The following is a 24865-nucleotide window of genomic DNA, read 5'->3' as shown; positions in this document are numbered from 1 at the left end:
GGTGGCGAAGGGACAAGATATGATGGGAGGTCAGTTTTGGAAGACGGTGGGGCTATGCGTGGTATGTCTTGTGGTGTTTGGCGGATTCGGTGCCGTGACCTGGGCGGCTTCCCCGGAGCCTTCAACGGCCCGGGACCTTCCCGAGTTGCGGCTGAGTTTGCGAGAGGCGATGGATGCGGCTGTCGATCAAAATCCAACCGTCCGTTTGTTTAACGAACGTATTACTCAGGCGCAGGATGTCGCGAATACACAACTCGGTGAATTATTGCCCAATCTTTCAGGGACGGCAGGCGCAGCCCGGCGCCGATTCTTTACGGGGTCGTTTGGTTCAAATGCCACTGTCGTTGGCCCCAGGGATTTTTACGAAATGCGGGCTTTTCTCACCCAGAATGTGTTCAGCTTGAGTCTCATTCAAAAATGGCGGGCTGCCAAGGCGGGAGTGGATGTGGCAGGGTTGGATGCCGAAGTCACCAAACGGGATACCATGGCGACCGCAGGTCTGATTTATTTGGAAACGCTTCGGGCCAAGGCGGCGGTGGATGCTCGGACCGCAGATGTGGCGTTGAATAAGGAATTACTGCGTTTGGCGGCGGAACGAAAATCAGCCGGAATGGCGACCAGTCTGGATGTGACCCGTGCGAAGGTTCAATTGGAAAACGCCAGACAGCGATTATTAGTCGCTGAAAATGAACGGGATCGTGCCAAACTCAATCTGATTCGTGCCATGGGGTTATCCTTCGAGGTGCGGCTGGTACTCACGGATGAAATGAAAATGGTGAATGTCTCCGAACAATCCATCGGAGAAGCCTTGCAGGTGGCGAAGGAAAACCGGACCGAACTAAAGGCTCAGCAGAACCGTGAGCGTCTGGCCTCCTTGTCGTTAAGTTCAGTGACGAACGAACGGGTTCCTACTATTCAGGCCCTGGGGGATGTGGGCATGATTGGCAATCAAATCCCCAATGCGTTGACCACCGACAATGTTCAGGTATTAATGAGGGTGCCGATTTTCGATGGCGGAATGCGGGAAGCCAGAATTTCAGAGAGCCGCAGTCTACTCAGACAGGAAGCCATCAGAACGCAGGATGTGCAATACCAAGTGGGATTGGAAGTTCGTGATGCGCTGATCACCATGAGTTCGGCCAAACAGCAAGTCGCGGTTGCGGAAGAAGGCTTAAAACTTTCACTGACTGAATTGGAACTCTCACGTGAACGATTCGCAGTCGGTGTCGCCACGAATATTGAAGTCACTGATGCGCAAACCCGTGTGGCGCAAGCGAGAGATAATTTGATTGAAGGCCTTTTCACATTTAATGCCTCCCGTCTGAGTCTGGCCCGGGCGCAGGGTCAGTTGGAAAAATTGTAATAGGTCGGGCCCGTTCGCTCGAAAGGTAATATGACGACACTCCAACTCAAACAAGAAATCCGGTCAGAAGCGAACAAGCGTCGGACCTTTGCCATCATCAGCCATCCGGACGCCGGTAAAACCACGTTGACCGAAAAACTCCTGCTTTACTCAGGGCTGGTCCGCACCGCCGGTATGGTCGGTGGGCGAAAAAACCGGAAAATGGCCACGTCGGATTGGATGGAAATGGAGCAGGAGCGCGGCATCTCCATTACGGCCTCGGCGATGCAATTTCCTTATAAACAGGCTGTGATCAATGTGTTGGATACGCCTGGCCATCAGGATTTTTGCGAGGACACGTACCGGACACTCACGGCGGCCGATAGCGCGATCATGGTCATTGACGCGGCGAAGGGTGTTGAAACGCAAACACGAAAACTGTTTGAAGTCTGCCGTCTCCGCCGGATTCCTGTATTGACTTTCATCAATAAGATGGATTTGCCGGGACGGGCTCCGCTGGACCTCATGTCGGAAGTGGAGGACGTATTGGGCATTCATGCCAGTCCCATCAACTGGCCCATCGGGTCCGGACAGGATTTTCTTGGTGTGGTGAACCGGCAAACCCGAAAAGTGTTGCTCTATGCCAAAACGGCTGCGGGAGGGGCGGCGAAACCGGATCTTATGGAACTCTCATTGGATGATCCCTCGGTGAAAGACCGTATGGCGGGGTATATTTGGGATGAATTGATGCATGATTTGGAATTGCTGGATATCGCTGGGAATCCCTTCTCGAAAGATGATTTTCAAAATGGAAAAGTCACGCCCGTCTTCTTCGGATCTGCCATGACCAATTTCGGTGTGGAAGCATTCTTCGATGCATTTGTGGATCTGGCGCCTCCCGCTCACGGTCGATTAGCGGATGCCCCGGATGGCCGTGAGCTGATGATCGATCCGGTGGATACACCATTTAGCGCCTATGTATTCAAACTCCAGGCCAACATGAATCCACGCCATCGCGACAGCACGGCTTTTTTACGAGTCTGTTCGGGGAGATTCGAGCGGGATGTGGTGGTCAAACATCATCGGACCAACACGGAGGTTCGGCTCTCACGGCCCCACAGTATGGTGGCGAAGGAACGCAATACGGTCGATGTGGCCTATCCCGGCGATGTCATTGGGATTATCAATCCGGGAATTTTTCAAATCGGTGACACGATTTCCGTGGCGGACGGCTTTAATTATAAACCGCTCCCACAATTTCAACCGGAAGTCTTTGCCCGTGTGCGTCCGACCGATACGGGAATGCGCAAATCGTTCGACAAAGGAATCGAGCAACTCGCCAGGGAAGGGACCATTCAAATCCTTCGAAGTCTAGACGAACTTGAATTTTTTGTGGCTGCGGTCGGCAAACTTCAGTTTGATGTGCTGGAATTCCGTCTACAAAGCGAATACCGCGTCAAAGTGGTGGTGGATGTGTTGCCCTATGAATCCAGCGCCTGGCTGGTAGGCGATGTTAAGACCTTTAAGCCGCCCTCTGATGCTCTCGTCGTCAAAGACAGCCGGGATCGAGCGGTCGTCCTGTTTCGCAGTTCATGGTCGAAAAACTTTGCCGGCGAACGTAATCCCGATCACAGCTTCCGGGATATGGGGTAGTAAAGAATCAAGGTTGCTCAATATCGGACGTTTCGACTAATGGCTGTTTCCTGAAAATCCTATCTCTGCTAATGAGTGCGGGGTTCACCCTCACTATTTCCCTCAGACTTTCCAAGGTTTTTGATTTGACATATTTTTCCCGGTCCACCTTCAGCACGCTGACGGGCTCTTGTCTTAATAGGATCTAAGATGACTTGTAACGGGTGATTGGAAGAAAAGACCATTCATCAGCTGGTTGGAATGATCCCGAGAGAAGTAGAAATCACAAAAAGTAGAAATCACAAAAGATTTCTTGTCCTACACGCATCCATTCAACACAGAGGCAACACATGAAGCAAGCACGGAAGGGTATACTGACGGGTTTGACCATTTTAGGAATAACGGGTTGGGTATTCTATTTTTCTTCGATGAGTCTGGCGACAGGTATTCCTGCTCCCGAAATTACCAGCCCGACATGGTTGAATTCCGAGCCGTTACAACTGGAGAAATTGCGCGGCAAGGTGGTAATGGTGGAGTTCTGGACGTTTGGATGCTGGAGTTGCCGGAACATCGAGCCCTATGTCAAAGAATGGCACGACAAGTACGCCAAACAAGGGCTGGTTGTGATTGCGGTGCATTCGCCCGAATTCAAATATGAATACGATGTGGAAAAGGTCAAAGGCTACATTCAGGAACACCATATTCCCTATGCCGTGCCCATCGATAATGAATTCCTGAACTGGCGGCAGTACCGCAACCGTTATTGGCCGACGCTGTATTTAATTGATAAAAAGGGTAATATTCAATACACCAAGATCGGTGAAGGTAGCTATGAGGAAACCGAAAAAACTATTCAGCAGCTCCTAGCCGAACCGACATAACAGGATGTTTGTGAAGAGGTATATAAAGATCAATAGATAGCGAAAAGGTTGGAGGAAAGAGCACTTAATGAAATTATGATCCGGTTTCGATCAAGGGGGGAGATGCCAGGCTTATTCTTGACGACATTTCTTGAGTACCTCAGCCATCTCCTGATGGATATGGCCGTTGGTGGCGATAAGGGTGCTGCCATAGATGGAGTAGGGTTCGCCCGCATAATTTGTTAACTTTCCTCCGGCCTCTTCCAGGATGACCTTTCCTGCCGCAGTGTCCCACGGATTGAGTTGTAATTCCCAAAAGCCATCGAATCGGCCGCAGGCGAGGTAGCAGAGATCAATCGCGGCGGTGCCGGTGCGGCGCATCCCGCGCGCACGGAGGGTGAATGCGCAAAATTCCTTAAGATTGTTATCTTTGGCGGTGTGCACGTCATAGGCAAAGCCGGTGACGAGTAACGCTTGATTTAATTGGGGTGTCGCCGAGACATGAATGGGTGTGCCGTTGAGTGTGGCCCCTTTCCCTTGTTGCCCCAGAAACAATTCGTCCCGTGTGGGATCATAGACCACTCCTAGGACACACGTGCCTTCATATTCCACCCCGATGGAGACATTGTACATGGGAAAGCCATGGGTGAAATTGGTGGTGCCGTCCAAGGGATCGACGATCCATTTGACGGGATGGGTGGGGATGTCCTGCAGGCCCTGTTCTTCGCTGAGGATCTGGTGTTCGGGAAACGCATGTCGGATGGTCTGAATGACGGCTTCTTCTGAGCGCAGGTCAGCTTCGGTGACCAGGTTGATGGCTTGATCCTTTTGATGGATTTGAAATCCTTTTTTGGCATAGTCGAGCAGGATCGCTCCGCCCTGCCTGGCGGCTTGAATGGCGATACGGGTTAACGAGTGATAGTCGGTAGGGGATAGTGCCATAGATGATGGGAAACAGACCGTTTTTGAGCATACCTGAAGTCTGCTGAAATCCCAAGCGTCAGGATGCGATCATGTGAATTAGTTGTGTGAGTGTTTAAGGGATTTGAGGAGAAAAACACACCGGGAGTGGGTGGCCCCACTCCCGGTGGCACTGCAGGTGGGATCTACAGCTACTTCTTCTTGGTTTTTGCTTTTGCTTTGGGTTTTGCGGCCGCGGCCTTTTTCTTTGGAGCGGCTTTCTTTTTCGTTGCTGCCAATTCACTCACCCCCTTTCAGATCATACAATCATGTCCGTCATGCGGATCAGACGGCTTTGGTTAAAGATTTTTCGTGATTGACTTCAAATGTATTGGGCCCCACTTTACGAAAACGAGGGTCCCTTTTTAAGGATGTAGCGACAGAGGTGACTGGAGTTTTTCCCCTGATGGGCATCCCGCCTTCTTTGAGGCGTTGAAAAAGTTCTTTGGCGTGCAATGGACGACCTACCTCCTGGAGAACCATGTACACTGCATCAGGGACGCTCATGCCCACATATTTGCTTCGGCCTAGAAGAATTTCCCTCGACTTAGACGCGACATCCGTGTCGGCTGAGGACAGATGTCCCTCTTTTTCCGAGAAGATCTGGCTTGAGAGACTCGCCAGCTTCGCTTTGTCAGCTTCGACGCGATAGAGGGTTTTTGCCAACTCCAAATATTTCTCAACCGTCGCAATTTCCTCACCTACCTGCTCCCGTTTTTTTTGGAGATCCTTGAGTTTGCGCTCATAAACACTGATGCGCTGCTCCAGCCCATCGCTGATATCTTTAAGCTGGTCATTTTGGTCCTCCATTTCGCAAACTCCACCATATGTTGAGTCTCATTCTATTCGTGTTTTAAAGCAAAGTCAACAAGCAAGCTTTAAATTTTTATTTTTAAAGGATGACTTCAAACAAATATGCAAATTACGATTGGTTGTTTGTAAATCAATGGCATGTTTGTGAAGAGATAATTATAAAATTACATGTTTAAAATGAAAGCCTAAACTTAGTGCCTTATGATTTTATAAAATCAATATTTGGTATGTTATTCATCCTTACGATTCATAAGTGTGCCTTATTAACTAGGTATTGTAACGTGGTGGGGAAATTTGTTTTGCTGTTTGGTTTTGGAGACTTGAAAGAAATTTCTATATTAAATGTCAATAATGTGGTGATATCATTTATTGATGAGGATTTACTGTTCGGAAGTATGGTAAGAAACAACTCGTCGTTTGAAGCATACCGTGAGGAAACAACAACAGATTGTGGTGTAGAAATACCTAGTATTAATTTAGCATTTCGAGAAATTCTCCACCTTTCTTGAGGTGGCTTGGGAATGTCGGGATGCTATCATCGTTGAAATATGTGATTGTTGGATTTAGCCGTGATGACCAAAAATACCGATCATCTTAACCTGCTTGCCCTCAGCGCGAATGAACTGAATGCCTTTATTCAGCAATTCGGTTGGCCACAATATCGGGCCAACCAAATCCTTCGATGGCTCTACCAACATCATGCAGTGGATATTGAATCGATGACCAACTTGTCAAAAGCCGACCGGTCCAGGTTGCAGGAGGTGGCGACCATTCACCGCATGGAGTCTTTGCCTCCAACCATTGCCAATGATGGCACCGTAAAGTTTGTATGGAATTTGGAGGATGGTTTGGCTGTGGAAACGATATTAATCCCGGAGGGTCGTCGACGGACATTGTGTCTGTCATCTCAAGTCGGCTGCACGCTGGATTGTGGCTTTTGTTTAACGGCTGAAATGGGCCTGAAGCGAAGTTTGCGCGCGCATGAAATTGTCGGGCAAGTGTTGAATGTCCAAGCCTATCTGCCGGAAGGGGAGCATCTGTCTTCCTTGGTATTCATGGGAATGGGAGAACCATTGGTGAATTTTGAGCCGGTCGCCGAAGCGATCCAGCGTCTCACCAATATTGAGTGGGGTTTGGGTTTTTCTCCACGACGTATTACGGTGTCAACCGCAGGATGGATTCCGCGATTTCCAGATTTGCGGCGATTAGGCGTGAATCTGGCCATATCCTTAAATGGCACATCCAATGAGCAGCGTTCACGTCTGATGCCTGCAGTGAATGGGCGCTATGATTTATCCGAATTGCTCGATGCCTGTCGCGAATATACCCAATTCAGCGAGCGCCCTCTGACGTTTGAGTATGTGTTGTTAGCCGGGGTCAATGACTCACCGGATGATGCCAGGCGTTTGGTGCGGATTTTACAGGGAATCCGGTGCAAGGTGAATTTGATTCCCTTTAATGAATTCCCGGGTAATCCGTTTCGGCGTCCGTCATCAGAAGTTATTGATGTCTTTCAAAATATTGTAAGAAGCAAAGGTCTGGATGTGTTTCTCCGAAAAAGCCGGGGAGATGATGTGTTGGGAGCTTGCGGCCAATTGGGCCGATCAGCTTCCGAAGTCTTAAATCAGACGACTACGAATAAGAAAAGGAGTCTCCCTCTCTATGCTCAGCCTTGACCCAACTCTGCAGGGGAAGTACGAGGCCTTGCAGGAACTCTTTCACCAAATGGGATCGGTAGTAATCGCGTTTTCTGGAGGAGTCGACAGCACCCTCGTGTTAAAAGTGGGCTTTGACGCACTTGGTGCGCAGACCAAAGCGGTCACGGCGATTTCGCCAACATTTCCATCACTGGAAGTGGAAGAGGTCAAGCGATTAAGCGCCGCGATCGGGGCGCCCTTGCAATTTGTGGAAACGGATCAGTTGCAAATTGATGCGTTTGTCAAAAATGATGCAACCCGGTGCTTTCATTGCAAGACAGACTTATACCGGTTGCTTTCCAGCCTTCGGGATGCCGTGGGTTTTCAGACAATCGTAGACGGGACTAATGTGGATGACTTGGGAGAAGAACGTCCCGGTATTAATGCGGCCCGACAACTTGGCGTGCGGAGTCCTTTGGTTGAAGCGGGATTCGGTAAGGCGGATATTCGGGAATTGGCAAAAGGTTTGGGGTTGGCAAATTGGAATAAGCCGGCTGCCGCCTGTTTGTCATCACGAATTACGCGTGGCCTCCCCATTACAAAAGCCTATCTTTCACGGGTAGAGCGTGCCGAGGCCTTTTTGGTGGCTCAAGGAGTGACGCAAGTGCGGGTTCGCCTTCACGGCGATTTAGCGAGAATCGAGATTGCCCCAACCCAAATGTCGATTTTGACACAAGAACCGGGCAGATCCCGTTTAGTGGAGGAATTTAAGAAGCTGGGATTTCAAACGGTCACACTGGACTTAGAAGGATATCGGGCCGGAGGTGGGAATCTTTCAACAAACGATTGAAGCGTAGATCATGATGTTTGGGAGCGGGTCCCTGGGAAAGTCCCACTCAAAAACTGTTGTTTGCAAGTGTTCTTGGAAACACCATAAAAAAAGAGGGAAGTGATTCTTCCCTCTTTTTTATTGTGTGTGGCGTTTTGTTGTAGGCGATTCTTGAAAGAATAGCTTTGTGCTTGGGGGTATTCGGAGAGATTGGGGAATGCCTTAGTTTTTTGATTGGGCAGCGACGGCTGCGAGGGCTTCTTCGGCATATCGCCGATGATCATCGTCCGATAGGCTTCGACCGATCACCTTTTCCGCAATCATGAGGGCCAGCTCAGCAGATTGGGTCTTGATGTCTTGAATGGCCTTACGTCGCTCCCGCTCAATGTCTTGTGTCGTTTCCTCTTTAATTCTCTGGGATTCGGCACGAAGCCGTTGCTCATTTTCATCAAGCAGTCGTTGAGCCTGCTGCTTGGCCTCTGCCAGGATTGTTTCCACTTCTTTGGCAGCCACCTGCAGTTTGGCATCGTATTCCTTGAGCTTTCGTTCTGCGGCAAGCCGGTTTTGTTCGGCCTGGTCGAGGCTTTCCCTGATCTTTCGTTCCCGGGTTTCCAGCGTTTCCAGGATCGGGGGGAGGGCGTACTTGTAAAGCACCCAGAGGAGGATCCCAAATGACAGGAGTTCCCAAAATATCAGCGACGAAAAGAAATGTGAGTCAAATTGTGGCATAGGTCAGGAGCCCTTTATCCTTTGCCCATGATGATAAAGGCAATGACCAGTCCGTAAAGCGCGATAGCTTCGACCAAGGCAAACCCGATCCACATGTACTTGCCGACTCGAGCTTCCGCCTCGGGTTGACGGGCAACCGCCTCAATCATTTTTCCAAAAATATACCCGATGCCGATACCGGCACCCGCAAAGCCCGCCGCTGCCAGGCCCATTCCCAAAAGTGCTGCTGCTGCAGAATCCATTGTAGTGTTGTCCTCCCAGTTTAAAAGGGACTAATTGTAAAAACGTCCTCTGATCGTTTCGTTTGAATGCCAGTTAGTGTAAATGCATCGCGTCGCCGATATAGACGCAGGTTAAAACGGTAAAAATATAGGCCTGAATAAAGGCAATTCCGACTTCTAATCCATAGAGAGCGATGGTAAAGGAAAAGGGCAGCCATCCTATCAGCAGGCCGCCGGCAATGGTGAGGCCGAACAATACCCCAAGAATCACATGGCCTGCAGTCATATTGGCGAATAATCGAACGGCCAGTGAGATTGGTCTGGCTATTTGACTAATTAATTCAATGGGAATCATTAAGGGAAGGAGCCAGCCTGGCGTGCCTGGGGGAACGAGTATGCCCAGGAATTTTGCCCCATGCAGTTGAAATCCAACGATAAGACTAAGTAAATAGACCCCTACAGCGAACACCCCGGTCACAATAATTTGGCTGGTAATGGTATAGGATCCAGGTATAAGACCGACCAGATTTGAAAATAAGATGAACAAAAAGAGGGCGCTGATGAGCGGGAAATATCGCATCCCGGAGGCTCCCATCGTGTCGTGGATAATCCCGCGAATGAAGTCGACCAGCAACTCCGCAAGACTTTGGAGCTTAGACGGCACGAGTGCCCTGGCGCCACCAGCTTTCAATAATAAGAAAGTTACAAGTCCCACCACGACCCACATCATCAAGACAGCCTTATTGACGGAAACGTCAAGGCCGAAAATGGAAAGCGGGAGAAAGTTATGAAGCTCGAAGGGATGTAACGGATCTTCCAAAACTAAACCTTGTGTCTAGCGACTCATTGTTTCCAACGCTGAGCTGCACGGTAGGCGTTGCGAACTCCAGCGATTAATCCCAGTACCAGTCCTATCGCCACACCCCACGGCGTGGTATCCAACACATACGAATCAGTTAACCAACCAAGGAATCCACCGACGATAAGGGCGGCAAGAAGGTCCGTCCCCACTCGCATTGCCTGTCCCAGCCCCGCAAACATTGGATCCTGAGAAGGTGCCATTTTTTCAATCGGCAAGGCGAGTCGTTGGAAGGGGTCACATTCAAGCAAAAAATCCTGAATCATGTCAAGCAACAAAGGTCCCATTTTTCAATATTGTTATGGTAAGGTACAGTCAAGCAAGAAGGAGCATCATGAAGCCTCCTCGGGGGTTCAGTTCCGGGTTCATTCTTTGGCCAATGTTCACGATGATGAAAAATTTTGTGCTACTCCTGATTCTGGCGGCTGCCACGAGTGGGAATTTCGTGTGGGCCACTTCATCGGCCGTTGATGATTTGCCGGATCTCACGGGTGGCGTGGTGCCTGTCGTTCAATATAAGCAACTCGACCCATTTTCTGGAAACGATATATTAACGTCAGTAAGTGAAGTTGAATATACGGTGAAGGTCAAAAACCAAACGGGCCATCCCCTAATTGCCGATTCATTGGTCCTGGTGGTGGATTCCGTTCTGGAGATTTCCGGAAAAGAGATCATCAACCGTGTCAGAATCGAAGGCTCCGATGGAAAGACTCAGGATGGGAAGCCTTTTTTCAGGATTCCCAGTTCCGGGCCGGACCTGTCACCCTATGGAGAGAGTGAGTCGGTCACCATACGGGTGACGAATCCTGATTTTCTTCGATTTTATCCTCCTGGGGTTCGGGTTCGCGGGATTCGGCGCTCTTCTGAAAAAGCCGTCAAAGATCTGCTCGAAACCCTAGTGAAGAAGGGGTTGTTATCTCCTGAAGACGCCATGCAGGCGTTGGAATCTCCCTCATCAGGTAGTCCTTAACCCTTGTGCCCCATTTCCAAGCATGCCGAACGAGGAGGTCCTTCCTCGGTTCATTCGAATCCGTATTTTCCGCTTATTCAGCATTGTTTTCCTGCTTTTGATGATCCCTTTGAGCTCTTTGGCCGGGTGACCGGTTATGCTCCGCATTCATTTTTCATGGAGCAGGATGCTATTCAGGAAGGAGTGGCGCATCGTTATTCCTATTTGGGTTGCGATCCCTATCGCGTCGTTCGGGGCAAGGGACACACGTATGAAACTGTTTCGATAGATAAGAAGGAAACCCACACTGGGGATCCATTCACGTTGTTGCAGCGTACCTTTGTAGGTCAGCCCGTCAGTTCGTGTCCCCACCTCCCGCCTTTCCAGGGAGGAGCGGTCGGCTGTTTCAGCTACGATCTTGTTCGTAGGTTTGAGGTGTTACCGGAACGCCTACGGGATGATCTGCATTTTCCTGATCTATACTTTCTGTTTGTCGAGATGTTTGTCGTGGTGGATCATCACGTGCCAGGGGCCTGGCTGATTTTTGCGCCTTCGCCGGACCGCCTGGCGACCGAAACCTGGGATCACTTGTATCGAGAAGGGCAGGCGCGCCTGTCTGATCTGCAAGCCAAGGTGATGATCCCTGAGAATCTCCCAACGAAAATGCACTCCTCCAGGTCTTCCATTCGCATAGAGGGGGAGCAATCGTCTCTGGAGTATATGGATCGCGTGCGTACCTGCCAGCAGTACATTGCGGCGGGAGATATTTATCAGGCTAACCTCTCTCATCGATTTCGGATAGAGGGCGTGACTCACGGTTTTGCAAGCCAAGCGGAAGCCGGAGCCGACCTATATCGGCAATTGCGCAAGGTTAATCCCTCTCCCCATTCGGCATTTCTCGTGTTGGAGTCCGACGTCGTTGTGTGTAATTCTCCGGAACGATTAGTCCGCCTTGCAGAAGGACATGCAGATATGCGTCCGATCGCGGGCACCAGGCCTCGTGGCAGAGAACCTCACGACGATCGACTCCTGGCGGAAGATCTGTTGTCGTGTGCCAAGGAACGGGCGGAGCATCTCATGTTGGTTGATTTGGCTCGAAATGACCTGGGACGGGTGTGCGATTATGGATCCGTTCGTGTCAATGAATTCATGACGGTAGAGCGCTATTCCCATGTCATGCATATGGTTTCCCATATTTCCGGCCGTTTGCGGGACCCTTGCCATGGGTTCGACCTCATTCGAGCCACGTTTCCAGGAGGAACGATTACCGGAGTGCCGAAGGTCCACTGCATGGAACTAATCGAGCAGCTTGAACCAGTTCGTCGGGGAATATACACCGGGTCGATTGGGTTTATTGGATGGAACGGGAATCTTGACTTGAATATTGCCATTCGCACGTTATTGCTCACGGGAGGGCATGGATTGCTTCATGTGGGAGCAGGAATCGTGGCTGATTCCGAACCGGACCGGGAGTATCAGGAAACGCTCCAAAAAGCCGAAGCCTTTTTTCACGTTCTGAAAGGGAACGGCTGACCGTAAAAACAGGGATTGGAGATGTGGATATTTCTCAACGGGAAGTTTGTGAAAAAAGAACAGGCCCGGATTTCGGTCTTTGACCATGGGTTTCTGTATGGAGATGGAGTCTATGAAACTCTTCGCGTCTACCAGCGTCGCATTTTTTTACTAGAACGCCATCTGGCGCGACTTCGACGGTCCTGTGAACTGATCGGCCTGGTCCTTCCAATCCAGGATAATGCGTGGGCGAGCATCATGACCGAAATGCTGATTCGGAATAGGCTTCAGGATGCCGGCCTGCGCGTGACGATTTCTCGAGGGGAAGGGGAACTCGGGATTGATCCCGGTCTCTGTCCCAGCCCAACTATTGTCGTGATGGCGAAGTCTGTGGTGTCCTATCCTGCTCACATGCGAGAGCAGGGAGTCCGGTTGCAGCTCGTCTCAGTTCGACGGAATCCGGAGTCTGCCCAATCGCCGCAAATCAAGTCGCTGAGTTTTCTCAACAACATTCTGGCCAAGCAGGAAGCCGTGCAGGCCGGTGCGTTCGATGCTCTGATGTTGAATATGGATGGTCATGTGACGGAATGTACGACGAGCAATATCTTTTTTGTGTCCAACCACCGGTTGCATACTCCTTCGGTTGCTTGCGGGATTCTTGAAGGGATCACTCGGGAGGTGGTGATGATCTTAGCCAGGGAGTTAGGGATTAAAGTGGAAGAAGGGGCATATGGGGCCGCGGACGTGCTTCAAGCGGATGAGTGCTTTATGACGAATACGGGTCTGGAAATTATGGCGGTCTCTCAAATTGGAAGAAATCCTATTGGCCAAGGCGGGAGTGGGGAAATCACGATGGCCTTATGGCGGGCTTTCCAAGAAAATTTGGAACGATGGTTGGGACCGGTTGTCACAGGCCCACAGGGATCATGACATTCAGCACCGTGTGGATTTTTGGGGGGTCGTCCCGGTAGCCTCAGTGACCTTGGAAAGATTTTCCTGTTGACAGTGGCTATGGGTTTTCCATGCCAAGCCTTTATAAAACGGAAAGTCTTCCCGGAAATGCGCGCCCACACTATTGGCTCTCCACAGTGCAGATTTGGCAATGCATTGCCCAACCAGAACCATATTTCGTGTTTCTAATCCTGGCCGGTTCCACGGAGCAGCCGACAGCTTTTGCGACCATTGCTGAATCTGATCGACCGCTTTTTTTAATGAGTTTCCTGTCCGCACCAATCCGACTTTCGACCACATCAAACGCCGCAGGGAGTTTCTAATTTTTTCCACATCTTGAGTGGACATCTTCCGGCCGGTGGATTTCCGGAGAAGGGGGAAATCCGAGAAGTTTGGGTAAGAGCCGGTCGTCCAACATGTTGAAGCGGTTTGAGCTGCGCGGTAGCCAAAGACCAGACCTTCCAGCAATGAATTACTCGCCAGTCGATTCGCACCGTGCACACCGGAACAGGCCACTTCTCCAGCCGCGAACAGGCCTGGAAGGGTAGAGGCCCCATGCAGATCGGTTTTGACTCCTCCCATAAAGTAATGGGCGCTGGGGGAGACGGGGATCCATTCCTCTGTGATGTCTATATCGTACCGTAAACAGGTTGAATAAATGGTAGGAAACCGTTCTTTCAAAAATGTTGCTCCCAAATGGGTCACATCTAAATAGACATGGCGAGCTTTGGTTCGTTGCATTTCCGTCCAGATCGCCCGGGATACGATGTCTCGTGGCGCAAGTTCCTGGCTCCTATGATAGGTTTTCATAAAGCGTTCGCAGCGATTATTACGCAAAATCCCTCCTTCTCCTCGGAGCGTTTCAGATAGCAAAAAGGGAGGACTCGAAGGGAGATACAGTGCGGTCGGATGAAATTGGACGAATTCCATATCCTCCAGCATGGCACCGGCTCGAAAAGCCATGGCGATGCCATCTCCGGTCGCATTGGGTGGATTGGTGGTTCGAGCATAGACCTGTCCGGCTCCTCCTGTAACTAAAATCGTGGCGGGGGCACAGACGATCTTAAGATGCCCACTCAGTTCATCCAGGATTAATGCCCCCCAGCATCGTCCGTCTTGGATAAACAGCTCAACCGCAACATGATTGCCCATCCATGTCAGATTATTCAGCGTTTGGGCTTTAACGCTCAGCGCACGAACCATTTCGCTGCCAGTGGCATCCCCTCCGGCTCGTAACACTCGGTGGCGACTATGGGCTCCCTCCCGGGTGAACGCCAGTTTGCCATCCACTGTGTCGAATTTTGCTCCCCATTCGATCAATTCATGAATGCGCGAGGGGCCTTCTTCAACGAGTATTTTTGTGGCTGGCCGGGAACAGAGTTGATGGCCGGCTTTTAGGGTATCCGCCAAATGCAGAACCACGTCATCTTCTTCACTCAGCGCGACCGCCACGCCTCCTTGAGCGTAAAAGGAATTATTGTCCTGGGGCCCACCTTTGGCGACCATGGTGACTCGTCCATGTCGACTCAATTCAATCGCGGCTCGAAGGCCCGCGACTCCCGCGCCTAAAATCAGAAAATCCGTGGAAATCACGTGAGAGGAATGGTGAGATGTGACGATGGAAGGCATAGTAATGACTGAAACAGGGAAAAAGGATTGATGATTAAGAGGGAAAATCGAGACGGTGTGTCATCCCAAACGGCAGGTCTCCCTCGATCCTGCGGAGCAGAATAACTTGATTGCCACTCCACAACAGGATTCCATGACCGCTCGCTTGCGCAGAAGGTCCCTGAGGCGTGCGTTCCCAGTTGCCTTGCCAGGAAACAAAGGCCGAAATCCGGTCTCCATCAATCACCATGCGGTCGATGGTCAGGTCTAACCGAACACTTGAAAACGTGGCGAAATCCTCGCGAACATTGGCCTCGAGAAGGTCAAGATTTTCCAGTGGAAGGAGTAATTCCTGGAAGCCCGAAGCATCTTGATTGACATAGGCCTTTTCCAGTGCTTTGATGGCTTGCACCACTCGTTGGAATCGGGCGTGGTCCTCAGGATATTTGGGGACTTTTTTCGAACATCCTGTTCCGGCAAGTGAAAAAATGACCGGAAAGGTTATCAATAGCACAAAAACATGTTTATTTAAAAATTTATGTAGAATCATGAAATTCTATAATGAAGAAGAATGCCGGAGGGGGTCAAGAGAATTTATAGAAAGTTGATGATTATTAGGTGAAGGACCAGGTAAGATGTCAGGGCCTACCTTGACACCTTTCTTGGCCCTATGATAGGTAGTCAGCCGGCAGTAGGGGCTAGTTTGCCTAATACGCAGAGAGAACTTTTCGAACCACGGTAGCAGAAACGATTTCACCCAGGAATGTAACTTTATGTCGAGTGTTGTCAAAAAGCGTAGGAAGAAAATGCGAAAGCATAAACATAAAAAGCTCCTTCGCCGAATGAAATTTGCCAAACGTCGTAATTAATTTCCATAGGCCGGGATGGTCAAGGGCTTGAATATGACCCAGGGGAAAAAAACTCGTATTCGGGTCCGCTCCTCTCTGTCGTCTTATGTGGGAGATATCTTGATCCCGCCTATGCGAAATCGAATTTCAGATGTTTTAAATGATGAGTCTGTCTTGTTTATTAACCTAACAGATGTGCTGATCAATGACACTGAACATTCTGCGTTTGTGGCATTAAATAAAAATCAGATCGAATCGGTTATTCAACTCGACTAACCGCTAATTCGTCTTTTCTCTCGCCTTGTTGCACCTTCCGATTTTAGTTTTAGGGCATTCCATTCTTTCTCTCAACGGATACGATCACTTAATCGTGTAAGGCCTCTATGAACTATCTGTCTCGATTTATTCCCTTCCTCCGTCCGTATTTGATGCCCATGGTCGGTGCGGGGGTCCTGGTGATGGGTGTTGCGGCCTGCAACCTGTTACTCATCCGGTTAGGTGGCACGCTGTGGGATCTTATTACGGTCCAACGCGATTTGCCGAAGTTGACAAGCATGGTGTGGGTCTTTGTCGGGTTGGTGATCGGACAGGGGCTCTTATCCATGGCTCATAGTTATTTGACCGCGCTGGCTTCCCAGCATGTGATGGCGGATTTTCGTACTCACGTTTTTTCTCACCTCCATCGGTTGTCACTGAATTTCTTTGCAAAACGGCGAACAGGAGAGTTGATTTCCAGATTGATGAACGATGTCGGGGTAATTCAAAATTTATTAACTGAGACCCCGATGGATGCCCTGAAGCATCTCGTGACCATCATCGGGGGGGTGGGATTTTTGTTGGTCATGAATTGGCGGTTGTGTGTCCTGATTCTCATAGTTTTGCCATTGCTGGCCATCGTCGCCAGGATGTTTGGAAGGCGGTTGAAATTTTTATCCATGCAAATTCAGGATCAAACGGCGCACGTTACCACGCTGATTGAAGAAGTGGTGTCAGGCATTCGTGTGGTCAAATCGTTTGTTCAGGGGAAACGAGAGGACGCGCGGTTTCGTTCAGCCGTAGAGACTTTATTAGCGACCACCATGAAACGGACAGCGGTGTTGGCCGTATTTGTTCCTGTCATCACCTTCTGTACCTTTGTCATGGCAATTGGCGTCTTATGGTATGGGGGCAAACAAGTCATCGAAGGCCAGCTTTCGCCTGGGGAATTATTTGCATTTGTTCTCTTTGCTGGGATTTTAATAGGCCCGTTTGGGTCAGCGGCCCGAATGTTCTCTCAGGTCAAGGAAGTGCAAGGAGCGATGACCAGGGTGTTTGAACTCTTGGATACGCCACTGGAAATCCATGATAGTCCGATGGCGAAGGCCTTATGGCCCATTCATGGGAAGGTCGAGTTCGATCGCGTCCAATTTGGCTATGAGGGCCGATCCCCCGTGTTGGATGCGGTGTCATTTTCGATTCAGGCCGGGGAATGTGTGGCGTTAGTAGGACCCACCGGAGCCGGGAAAACCACGATTGTGAATTTACTGCATCGATTTTATGATCCAACTGCCGGTCGGGTGCTTATCGACGGGCATGATCTCAAATCCATTCAAGTGGAGAGTTTGTATCAACAGCTGGCTCTTGTGCCGCAGGAAACCCTGCTTTTTGGCGGAACGATTGCAGACAATATCCGGTATGGTCGAGCCGATGCCCCTGAATCTGACATGATTGAGGCCAGTCGCCGAGCCAATGCCCATGAATTTATTCAGTTGCTCCCTGATGGCTATGACACTATTCTCGGGGAAAAAGGAATCAATTTGTCTGGAGGGCAGCGGCAGCGCATCGCCATTGCCAGGGCGTTGCTGAAAGACCCGAGAATTTTGATCCTGGATGAAGCAACCTCCGCATTGGATAGCCAGTCGGAATCGCTGGTCCAGTCTGCATTAACGGAACTGATGAAGGGACGCACCACCCTCATGATCGCGCATCGGTTTTCTTCTATTCAGCGGGCGCACCGTATTCTGGTTCTGCATAAAGGCACAATTGTGGAAGAAGGACAGCACGAGGAACTGCTTGCCAAGCGAGGGCTCTATCATCATCTCTATACACTTAGAGAGGTCGAGGGAATAACGGAGCCCCTGGAAGACTCAGCCCAACCGTTGTCTCAATAAACAGTCATATGAGCCGGGCGGAAGATAAATAAAAAACGGGCTTTTGCCCGCCATTGAAACGGGAATAGGTAGCGGTTGCGAATCCGTTAATTTGTTCTCGTGAAAAATGGGGTTAATGAATTTTGGAGAAGTCGGCTGGTATGTTAATCAGTTTTCCATCAGGGAAAAACACTGCGAGAGTTCCAGGCTCCATTGGATCGAAGTCGGCATAGGCGAAGCGAGCTGTAAACCTTGACCGAAAGCTGACAGTATCCCCTGGATTTTTTCGGCCGCGCTCAGCCGGCCCCAATATCCACAGGGCGAATGGTGTTTGAACCCTGCTGGAGAGCAATTTCTGCTCCTTCTGCAAAAAACTCATCCTCTCCGCACAGGCGAACCTCTACTTCAAGGTAGGGCATTTCCAGAATTTCCTGGATTTTGGCTTCTGGCATACGAATGTCTTGTTTCTGGCGTTTGGATTCTGCCGCTTCGCGCCGCCCAAAGTATTCCAACCAATAGAGGCGCGTTCTTAAAATGGCATGTGCCCCACAGGGTTCCACTTCCGGGTCAGCGCCGACCCGAACCGCACGCTCCGAGGCTTTCATCACTGCTGCCACATCCTCTACCGAATCGGCTTGTTCCATCGTTTTGCGACCAGCTGCCATGGCCTTATTGGCTTGATCTAATGTAATAGACAGCTCGATTGCGGAGGAGAGCGATGGGAGGGTCCCCATACCGATCACGGTGAAGGCAAAAAGGGTGAGAGGGAGACGAATGTACAAAGACAGCAATGAAACCATGCGCATTCTCCTTGGTACTTTCGAGGCATGACTCAGGATGAATGCCGGAATTGTAGAGGACACCTTAAGCCATTGCAATCCCTGGATGGTGCCCGGTTGGAATGGGGACATATCCGGACCCCTGCCCATGTCGGATTGGGGGGAGAGACTGGAAAAGTGATTTCTAGTTGACTCCCTCATGCCGCTCCGGTAGATTAGCGGACTGTTTGATATATTACATACATAGGTGGCCGTCCCCCTACGGCACCAGTTATTTGGGGTTCTCGCCTCAGGTAAGCAATCCCTTATCACACGGAATAAATGTCGAACGTCAATTTCCCTTGAAGGGGTGTGGATTGCGAAGGACACCATCATGGAGAAACAATGAACCTTGAGAAAGTTGAGCGTGTATACAGTGCGTACGCATCTGTTTATGACCATACCTTTGGCAAAGTTTTTCAGCAATCGCGCGAATCGGCGGTCCGAGGGCTTCCAATTGAGCCTGGGCATCGGGTTCTTGAGGTTGGCGTAGGAACCGGGGAAGCGCTTCCTCTCTATCCCTCCTGTTGCGAAGTTCTTGGCATTGACCTCTCAGATGGCATGTTGGAACATGCTCGGCGTCGGGTTCAGGAGCACCGCTTAAATCATGTGACCCTTAAGAGAATGGATGCCGGGAAAATGGATCTTCCGGATAATCACTATGATATTGTGATGGCGGCCTACGTCGTCACGGCAGTTCCTGATTATCGAAGTGTGGTGGACGAAATGATTCGAGTGTGTAAGCCCGGTGGCCGGATCATTATGCTGAATCACTTTAGCAATGGGAATAAAGTGATTGCGGCGGTAGAAAAATGGATTTCTCCCCTGTGTAAGCATATTGGATTCCGAACCGATCTCGCATTGCACACGGTCCTGGAAGGCACATGTCTGATGGTGGTCAATAAAAAGAAAGTGAATCCGTTGCGGTTCTGGCATTTGGTGGAATGTGTGAATAAGAAGAATGGTCAACAGGCTTTGTTCACAAATGGTTTTGCGTTGAATGGACATTCTTAGACCTCTCTACCCATTTTCGCCCTGTCGCATCCCTTCCTGCCTCCTGACCTATTTCTCTATCTAAGCTATATGACGAAGGGTGGGTCTTGTCCCTCGTTGATTGGCTCCTTGTTCTGAATCAACCCCAATTCTTACTTCATGAAGGTTGCCCTCTGCCTCCAGCACGTCTTGTTTGAAGGTCCTGGCGTCTTCCGTCAGGCTCTAGAAACTCGTGGGTATGGCGTCCGAAATGTAATCGTGCCTGCTGAGGGTTTGCCTGCAGATCCAGGTGATTTTCTGCTCATCATGGGGGGACCGATGTCCGTTAACGATAGTGATCCGTGGATTGAGGCTGAACGGCAATTTGTAAAGATGGCTCTCGCGCGTGATATTCCTGTCCTGGGTATTTGTTTCGGCGCACAGTTACTGGCCAAAGCGTTGGGTGGTTCGGTGGCACCGGGGCCGAAAATTGAAATCGGCATGGGTTCCGTGTCACTGACCGACATGGGACAGATCGATCCCATCTTGCGTGTCATGCCTCAGGACTTTCTCGTGTTTCAATGGCACGGGGAAGGGATCACCCTTCCTCCGGGAAGCACGCATCTGTTGACTTCAGCTGATTTTCCCGTTCAGGCATTCCGGATGACGGATCGAACGTATGGCCTTCTGTTTCATCTGGAATTGGAGGAAGCGGGAATTGAGGCCTTATGCCGTGAATGTCCGCAAGATGTTCTACGAGGGGGAATGACACCGGCGTCTATTCAAGCCCGGTCCCGACCCCATTTACCCAGGCTTCATCAATTGGCTGATCGCTTCATGGATCATTTGGTTCGGATACGGTGACACCTGCCTCTGAATTCATGTTCGCTTTTCCCGTTTCGAAATGATTTTTTCCGGAACGGTACCGTAACGGGTCCTATATTTGGTACCGTAACAGGTTCATATTCACCAGTTTCCGAAAAGGAGTACGAATTCATGGCAGGGTTTCCTATTCAGTATGCAGAAAGAATCCGCACGCTCCCCCCCTACTTATTCGCCGCCATTGATGACATGAAGCGCAAGGCCATCGAGCGTGGCATGGATATCATCAATTTAGGGATAGGTGATCCTGATTTGCCGACCCCTGAACCGATTATTGAATCATTACGACGCGAGGCGGGGAATCCCAAGCACCATCAATACCCTTCGTATGATGGCATGTTGTCATTTCGGATGGCGGTCGCCGATTGGTATCAACGTCGGTTCGGCGTGACCCTGGACCCCAAAACAGAAGTTGTGACACTGATCGGATCAAAAGAAGGCATCGGTCATATTCCGTTGGCCTTTATCGACCCGGGAGATATCGTCTTGGTTCCGAGCCCCGGATATCCTGTGTACCCCGTCGCAACCAGTTTTGCGGGGGGAATTTCCTGCACCATGCCATTGACGAAAGAGAATGGGTTTTTGCCGGACCTGTCTGCCATTCCCAAGGATATTGCCCAAAAAGCCAAAATGATGTTTCTCAACTCCCCGAATAATCCTACGTCGGTGGTGGCGAGCAAGGAATTTTTTCAACAAGTGGCGGATTTTGCGCAAGAGCATCAGATTATTGTCTGCCATGACGCCGCCTATTCCGAAATTTATTATGACGGCAAACGGCCGGCGAGCTTTCTGGAAGCAGCGGGCGCAAAAGACATAGGGGTGGAATTCCACTCGCTGTCCAAAACGTACAATATGACGGGCTGGCGCATCGGGTTCGCCGTGGGGCGAAAGGAAGTCATCGCGGGTTTGGGGAAGGTCAAAACCAATATTGATTCCGGCGTGTTTCAAGCGATTCAGGAAGCAGGCATTACCGCATTGCAACTGGATGATTCGGTGACGGAAGGCTTGCGAACGATTTATCAAGAACGGCGGGATGTCCTGGTGCCCGGCTTGAAAAGCATGGGATTGGAACTGGATCCGCCTCCGGCGGCGTTTTACGTCTGGATTGGTGTTCCGAAAGGCTTTACCTCGGCGTCCTTCACGGCACATCTTATTGAGAAAGCCGGAATTGTGACCACGCCTGGCAATGGATTTGGCGATCCGGGGGAAGGTTATATCCGGATGACGGTCACGACCACAAAAGAAAAATTAGCAGAAGCGGTGGAACGAATGAAAAAGATCGGCTGGTAGCTATTCATTTTGTCGGATCTGCGAACAAACGAAATGGCTCAAGAAATCGTGTTTATCGCCTTTGGCTCCAACGCAGGAGACCGCCAGGAATTGTGCGACCGGGCGGTGGCCCTGATGAATCTGCTCCCTCTTTCTCGTGTCACCGGAGTGTCTTCGTATTATGAATCCGAACCGGTCGATCCTCAGGGAATGTTGGGACCCACCTGGTTTTATAATGGTGTGGTGAGGCTGGAAACCACGCTCAGTGCCCAACGACTTCTGGACATTCTGCAAGAAACCGAACGAGCGTTGGGCCGTGATGAAGGCAACCGTCGCGGTCCACGCACGATGGATTTTGACATTGTATTTTTTGGCCAACAGGTGATTGAACAACCTGGACTCACCGTCCCCCATCCGCGCCTCCATCAGCGACGATTTGTGCTGAAACCGCTTGTGGAAGTAGATCCTGATTGGACTCATCCGGTGTTTCATCGTTCAGCGAAAGAGTTGTTAGAGTCTCTGACAGATACCAGTCAGGTCAACAAGTTGGATGTCATCCCCGGGGCGAAGTATGGCTCCCGACAGGCCTGCTCCGGGCCTTCCACTTGATCCATGCGCGTCATCCATTCTGTTCGAAATCTGTATAGCTGGAGAAGAAAACAGGAGGCGTTGGACGGACCAATCGGGTTTGTCCCCACGATGGGCGCCTTGCATGATGGCCATCTCTCGTTAATACAGCGCGCTCGAAAACACTGTGGGACCGTTGTGGTCAGTGTCTTTGTCAATCCGCTTCAGTTTGGGGAGGCTGAAGATTTAAGCCGCTATCCCCGGAGTTTCCCCGCCGACCGGCGTTTGTGCCGGGAGGCGGGTGTCGATCTCCTCTTTGCTCCTCCTCCAGAGGAATTCTATCCGGAAAATTTTCAAACAACCGTCATGGTGAATCGTCTCACGCGACGCTGGGAGGGTGAATCCAGGCCCACCCATTTTCAGGGCGTGACGACGGTAGTGACGAAATTATTCTGTCTGGTTCGTCCCCACCGCGCCTATTTCGGACAAAAGGATTATCAACAATCCCTGGTGGTGAACCAGCTCATACATGATCTCAACTGGGATATGCGAATGGTCCTCTGTCCAACGGTGCGGGAATCCGATGGGCTAGCCGTCAGTTCCCGCAATCGGTACCTGTCAGCCAATCAACGATTGCAAGCCGGGCTCTTATCCAAGGCGTTACGCGAGGGGGCCGATGCCATTAAGACCGGGGTCCGGAGTGTTCGGACCATACAATCCCGGATGGCAAAGCTTTTAGGCAGCGACCCCGATGTGCATCCGGAGTATCTGGCAATTTGCAATTCCAGGAATCTGGAACCATTGACTCAGGTGCGTGGAACAGTTGTCATCTTAGGAGCCGTCAGACTGGGGACCATTCGGTTGATTGATAATTTGCTGGTCCGCTGTCCCCAATCACACGGTTAGCCTGAAATCAGCTTGTTCGGGAGTTCATTGGGATTGGGGCCAATGGGACCTGCCGGGAAATATTCGCCTAAGACCTCCCCGCATAAGGTAATGGCCTGACACAACGACTCCACGGGGTTTCCCTTCCGAAAGCCATCCTGAATCAAGGCCAGCATATTCTTCCAGGTCTCCGGGGGAACCCGATCCAGGATAGCGCGGTCTGTCAGAATCTCAATCCGGTGTTCGAGTAACGATATAAGAATCAGCACGCCTGTTCCGAGTTCTGTGCGATGCAGACCATGTTCCAGAAATGCCTGATGGGCGCGGAGGTTTGCTTTATAGGCCATTCGTTCGTGTGAGGTGAGGGCCCGAATCACCGGGTCGAATGTTCCCAACCAGAATCCGAGTCCATAGGCCGCAATGACTGTCAGCAGGAGCCAACCGGCATTGGTGGCGTGCCACCCCCAGGACACCCATTCCCATTCAATGGTTATGAGGGCACTCAGCGTGAATAAGGCACAGCCTGCTCCGGCCCGATATTGCGTCTCCCGGTATCGCGCTGAGCGTTCGACGATCATCGGCACGATTTCTCCACGAGTATGGCGTTCAGCTTCTGTGACGCTGTGTTGAATGCGTTCCTGATCCTGGTCTGAAAAAGTCATTGTGAATTACCAGCTTCCCGAGGCACCCCCGCCCCCAAAGCCGCCCCCGCCTCCACCGAATCCACCGCTTCCGCCGCCGAAGCCTCCCGATCCTCCCATTGGCCAGGACTGTCGAGGCCACCCGAAATTTGAGCTATATCCCAATGGGTTTCGAGTCGATGGACCACCGACGCTATTGAACAAACCAACAAGGAGAGAGGTCACCACACTCGCGAGGATACCCAGCCAGAGCGCCGCAGGAAATGCGACAACAAACGAAAGGAGCATGCCTATGACACTTCCATTCACGCGTCGTCGGGAACCGAACACCAAACCCACCAAGGTTCCTAAGGCGACCGCTAAGCCAAAAATCTCCCAACGTCCAAATGGGGCACCATTATTTTCTGCCGAAGAGCTCAGGCTGGTGTACGTCCCTTCAATGGTTCCGAGTATGGCGTGAGTGCCGGCAATGATGCCTCCGGAGAAATCCCCAGTCCGAAAACGTGGAACCACCTCATGTCGAATGATTCGGGAACTTTTGGCATCGGTCAAGGTGCCTTCCAACCCATACCCTACTTCAATGCGAACCTTTTTTTCCTTTAGGGCAATCAGGAATAGGACGCCGTTGTCCGTACCCTTTTGGCCAAGTGCCCAGGCCGTTGCCACCTGATGAGAAAACTCTTCCAGGGGATGACCTTCCAGCGACGCAATTGTGAGAACGGCCACCTGGTTCGAGGTTTTGGATTCATGGGCAGCTAGGGCCGCGTTCAGATCGGAAATGGCCGAAGGCGAAAGAAGATGAGCCTGGTCTACCACCCGACCGGTAAGGGGAGGAACATCCAGGCACCACCCGGTCGCAGCCAGGAAGAAGATACTCAGGAGCCCCAACCAGGCTAACCGGTAAAGGCTCTGTCCTGGTCTCGGCCTCATCATGTTCATGCCGTCCGGTGTA

At 50.8% G+C, this 24865-nt stretch carries 28 protein-coding genes; 17 read left to right on the top strand and 11 right to left on the bottom strand.

Features of this window, described 5'->3' with window-relative positions; all coding sequences use genetic code 11:
• The first annotated feature begins 19 nt into the window (after positions 1 to 19).
• From PP769_RS01845 to PP769_RS01835, 3 genes are all read left to right on the top strand, one after another.
• On the top strand, positions 20 to 1363 hold the full coding sequence (locus PP769_RS01845) for a TolC family protein (protein ID WP_312644497.1): 1344 nt from the start codon (positions 20 to 22) through the stop codon (positions 1361 to 1363).
• A gap of 30 nt (positions 1364 to 1393) precedes the next feature.
• Positions 1394 to 2995: a peptide chain release factor 3 gene (locus PP769_RS01840; protein ID WP_312644493.1), complete on the top strand. Its 1602-nt coding sequence runs from the start codon at positions 1394 to 1396 to the stop codon at positions 2993 to 2995.
• A 329-nt stretch (positions 2996 to 3324) separates the two neighbouring features.
• Entirely contained in the window at positions 3325 to 3855 is a 531-nt protein-coding gene (locus PP769_RS01835) for a redoxin domain-containing protein (RefSeq protein ID WP_312644491.1), read from the top strand.
• Between the two features lie 111 nt (positions 3856 to 3966).
• Here PP769_RS01835 and PP769_RS01830 read toward each other — a convergent pair whose 3' ends face one another.
• Both PP769_RS01830 and PP769_RS01825 read right to left on the bottom strand, forming a co-directional pair.
• Complete coding sequence (locus PP769_RS01830; RefSeq protein WP_312644489.1) at positions 3967 to 4776, bottom strand: inositol monophosphatase family protein; 810 nt, start codon at positions 4774 to 4776, stop codon at positions 3967 to 3969.
• Positions 4777 to 5079: 303 nt separating this feature from the next.
• Entirely contained in the window at positions 5080 to 5604 is a 525-nt protein-coding gene (locus tag PP769_RS01825; RefSeq protein ID WP_312644486.1) for a winged helix-turn-helix domain-containing protein, read from the bottom strand.
• A gap of 284 nt (positions 5605 to 5888) precedes the next feature.
• On the opposite strand from PP769_RS01825, the gene PP769_RS01820 reads away from it, so the two are divergent.
• The 3 genes from PP769_RS01820 (at position 5889) to larE (ending at position 8094) form a co-directional block, all read left to right on the top strand.
• A complete protein-coding gene (locus PP769_RS01820; RefSeq protein WP_312644484.1) occupies positions 5889 to 6116 on the top strand; it encodes a hypothetical protein in 228 nt (75 codons plus the stop codon).
• A 63-nt stretch (positions 6117 to 6179) separates the two neighbouring features.
• Positions 6180 to 7283, top strand: coding sequence for a dual-specificity RNA methyltransferase RlmN (gene rlmN, locus PP769_RS01815; RefSeq protein WP_312647022.1), 1104 nt, complete (start codon positions 6180 to 6182; stop codon positions 7281 to 7283).
• On the top strand, positions 7270 to 8094 hold the full coding sequence (gene larE / locus PP769_RS01810; RefSeq protein WP_312644481.1) for an ATP-dependent sacrificial sulfur transferase LarE: 825 nt from the start codon (positions 7270 to 7272) through the stop codon (positions 8092 to 8094). Before rlmN ends, larE begins: the two co-directional genes overlap by 14 nt.
• 201 nt (positions 8095 to 8295) lie before the next feature.
• Here larE and atpF read toward each other — a convergent pair whose 3' ends face one another.
• The 4 genes from atpF to PP769_RS01790 all read right to left on the bottom strand — a co-directional run bounded on the left by atpF (position 8296) and on the right by PP769_RS01790 (position 10148).
• A complete protein-coding gene (gene atpF, locus PP769_RS01805) occupies positions 8296 to 8802 on the bottom strand; it encodes a F0F1 ATP synthase subunit B (protein ID WP_312644479.1) in 507 nt (168 codons plus the stop codon).
• A gap of 14 nt (positions 8803 to 8816) precedes the next feature.
• Complete coding sequence (atpE, locus tag PP769_RS01800; RefSeq protein WP_312644477.1) at positions 8817 to 9044, bottom strand: ATP synthase F0 subunit C; 228 nt, start codon at positions 9042 to 9044, stop codon at positions 8817 to 8819.
• Between the two features lie 73 nt (positions 9045 to 9117).
• Positions 9118 to 9843, bottom strand: a complete 726-nt coding sequence (locus tag PP769_RS01795) for a F0F1 ATP synthase subunit A (protein ID WP_312644472.1) — start codon at positions 9841 to 9843, stop codon at positions 9118 to 9120.
• 23 nt (positions 9844 to 9866) lie between these two features.
• Positions 9867 to 10148, bottom strand: coding sequence for an AtpZ/AtpI family protein (locus tag PP769_RS01790; RefSeq protein ID WP_312644470.1), 282 nt, complete (start codon positions 10146 to 10148; stop codon positions 9867 to 9869).
• Positions 10149 to 10216: 68 nt separating this feature from the next.
• Here PP769_RS01790 and PP769_RS01785 point away from each other — a divergent pair, with 68 nt between their 5' ends.
• Genes PP769_RS01785 through PP769_RS01775 form a run of 3 tightly spaced genes read left to right on the top strand, consistent with a single transcriptional unit; the run spans position 10217 to position 13273 of the window.
• Positions 10217 to 10852: a hypothetical protein gene (locus tag PP769_RS01785; protein ID WP_312644468.1), complete on the top strand. Its 636-nt coding sequence runs from the start codon at positions 10217 to 10219 to the stop codon at positions 10850 to 10852.
• A 3-nt stretch (positions 10853 to 10855) separates the two neighbouring features.
• Positions 10856 to 12364 carry an anthranilate synthase component I family protein gene (locus PP769_RS01780; RefSeq protein WP_312644466.1) on the top strand — a complete coding sequence of 503 codons (1509 nt, stop codon included), beginning with the start codon at positions 10856 to 10858 and terminating at the stop codon, positions 12362 to 12364.
• 21 nt (positions 12365 to 12385) lie between these two features.
• Complete coding sequence (locus tag PP769_RS01775; protein WP_312644463.1) at positions 12386 to 13273, top strand: aminotransferase class IV; 888 nt, start codon at positions 12386 to 12388, stop codon at positions 13271 to 13273.
• Positions 13274 to 13276: 3 nt separating this feature from the next.
• Here the strand turns inward: PP769_RS01775 and nadB are convergent, their stop codons facing one another.
• Complete coding sequence (gene nadB / locus PP769_RS01770) at positions 13277 to 14923, bottom strand: L-aspartate oxidase (RefSeq protein ID WP_312644461.1); 1647 nt, start codon at positions 14921 to 14923, stop codon at positions 13277 to 13279.
• Between the two features lie 34 nt (positions 14924 to 14957).
• Positions 14958 to 15452: a hypothetical protein gene (locus tag PP769_RS01765; protein WP_312644460.1), complete on the bottom strand. Its 495-nt coding sequence runs from the start codon at positions 15450 to 15452 to the stop codon at positions 14958 to 14960.
• Between the two features lie 223 nt (positions 15453 to 15675).
• Between PP769_RS01765 and PP769_RS01760 the strand changes: the two genes are divergently transcribed.
• The 3 genes from PP769_RS01760 (at position 15676) to PP769_RS01750 (ending at position 17900) form a co-directional block, all read left to right on the top strand.
• On the top strand, positions 15676 to 15771 hold the full coding sequence (locus tag PP769_RS01760; RefSeq protein WP_312644457.1) for a 30S ribosomal protein bS22: 96 nt from the start codon (positions 15676 to 15678) through the stop codon (positions 15769 to 15771).
• Positions 15772 to 15804: 33 nt separating this feature from the next.
• A complete protein-coding gene (locus tag PP769_RS01755) occupies positions 15805 to 16026 on the top strand; it encodes a DUF6812 domain-containing protein (protein WP_312644452.1) in 222 nt (73 codons plus the stop codon).
• Positions 16027 to 16133: 107 nt separating this feature from the next.
• Complete coding sequence (locus tag PP769_RS01750; protein WP_312644450.1) at positions 16134 to 17900, top strand: ABC transporter ATP-binding protein; 1767 nt, start codon at positions 16134 to 16136, stop codon at positions 17898 to 17900.
• 275 nt (positions 17901 to 18175) lie between these two features.
• On the opposite strand, the gene PP769_RS01745 is transcribed toward PP769_RS01750, so the two are convergent.
• Entirely contained in the window at positions 18176 to 18679 is a 504-nt protein-coding gene (locus PP769_RS01745) for a hypothetical protein (protein WP_312644448.1), read from the bottom strand.
• A gap of 363 nt (positions 18680 to 19042) precedes the next feature.
• Here PP769_RS01745 and PP769_RS01740 point away from each other — a divergent pair, with 363 nt between their 5' ends.
• The 5 genes from PP769_RS01740 (at position 19043) to panC (ending at position 23293) form a co-directional block, all read left to right on the top strand.
• Entirely contained in the window at positions 19043 to 19711 is a 669-nt protein-coding gene (locus tag PP769_RS01740; protein WP_312644445.1) for a class I SAM-dependent methyltransferase, read from the top strand.
• A gap of 138 nt (positions 19712 to 19849) precedes the next feature.
• A complete protein-coding gene (locus tag PP769_RS01735; RefSeq protein ID WP_312644443.1) occupies positions 19850 to 20533 on the top strand; it encodes a type 1 glutamine amidotransferase in 684 nt (227 codons plus the stop codon).
• A gap of 132 nt (positions 20534 to 20665) precedes the next feature.
• Positions 20666 to 21841 carry an LL-diaminopimelate aminotransferase gene (locus tag PP769_RS01730; RefSeq protein WP_312644441.1) on the top strand — a complete coding sequence of 392 codons (1176 nt, stop codon included), beginning with the start codon at positions 20666 to 20668 and terminating at the stop codon, positions 21839 to 21841.
• A 33-nt stretch (positions 21842 to 21874) separates the two neighbouring features.
• Positions 21875 to 22429 carry a 2-amino-4-hydroxy-6-hydroxymethyldihydropteridine diphosphokinase gene (folK, locus tag PP769_RS01725; protein WP_312644438.1) on the top strand — a complete coding sequence of 185 codons (555 nt, stop codon included), beginning with the start codon at positions 21875 to 21877 and terminating at the stop codon, positions 22427 to 22429.
• 3 nt (positions 22430 to 22432) lie between these two features.
• Positions 22433 to 23293, top strand: a complete 861-nt coding sequence (gene panC / locus PP769_RS01720) for a pantoate--beta-alanine ligase (RefSeq protein WP_312644436.1) — start codon at positions 22433 to 22435, stop codon at positions 23291 to 23293.
• On the opposite strand, the gene PP769_RS01715 is transcribed toward panC, so the two are convergent.
• Positions 23290 to 23934, bottom strand: coding sequence for a TPM domain-containing protein (locus tag PP769_RS01715; protein ID WP_312644434.1), 645 nt, complete (start codon positions 23932 to 23934; stop codon positions 23290 to 23292). The genes panC and PP769_RS01715 overlap by 4 nt on opposite strands.
• A 6-nt stretch (positions 23935 to 23940) precedes the next feature.
• Positions 23941 to 24846, bottom strand: coding sequence for a TPM domain-containing protein (locus PP769_RS01710; RefSeq protein WP_312644432.1), 906 nt, complete (start codon positions 24844 to 24846; stop codon positions 23941 to 23943).
• Positions 24847 to 24865: the final 19 nt, after the last annotated feature.

The organism is Candidatus Nitrospira allomarina, from assembly GCF_032050975.1.
Classification (GTDB): Bacteria; Nitrospirota; Nitrospiria; order Nitrospirales; family UBA8639; genus Nitrospira_E; species Nitrospira_E allomarina.
Note: the sequence above shows the minus strand (reverse complement) of the source record. Positions and strands in the feature narration are given on the sequence as shown.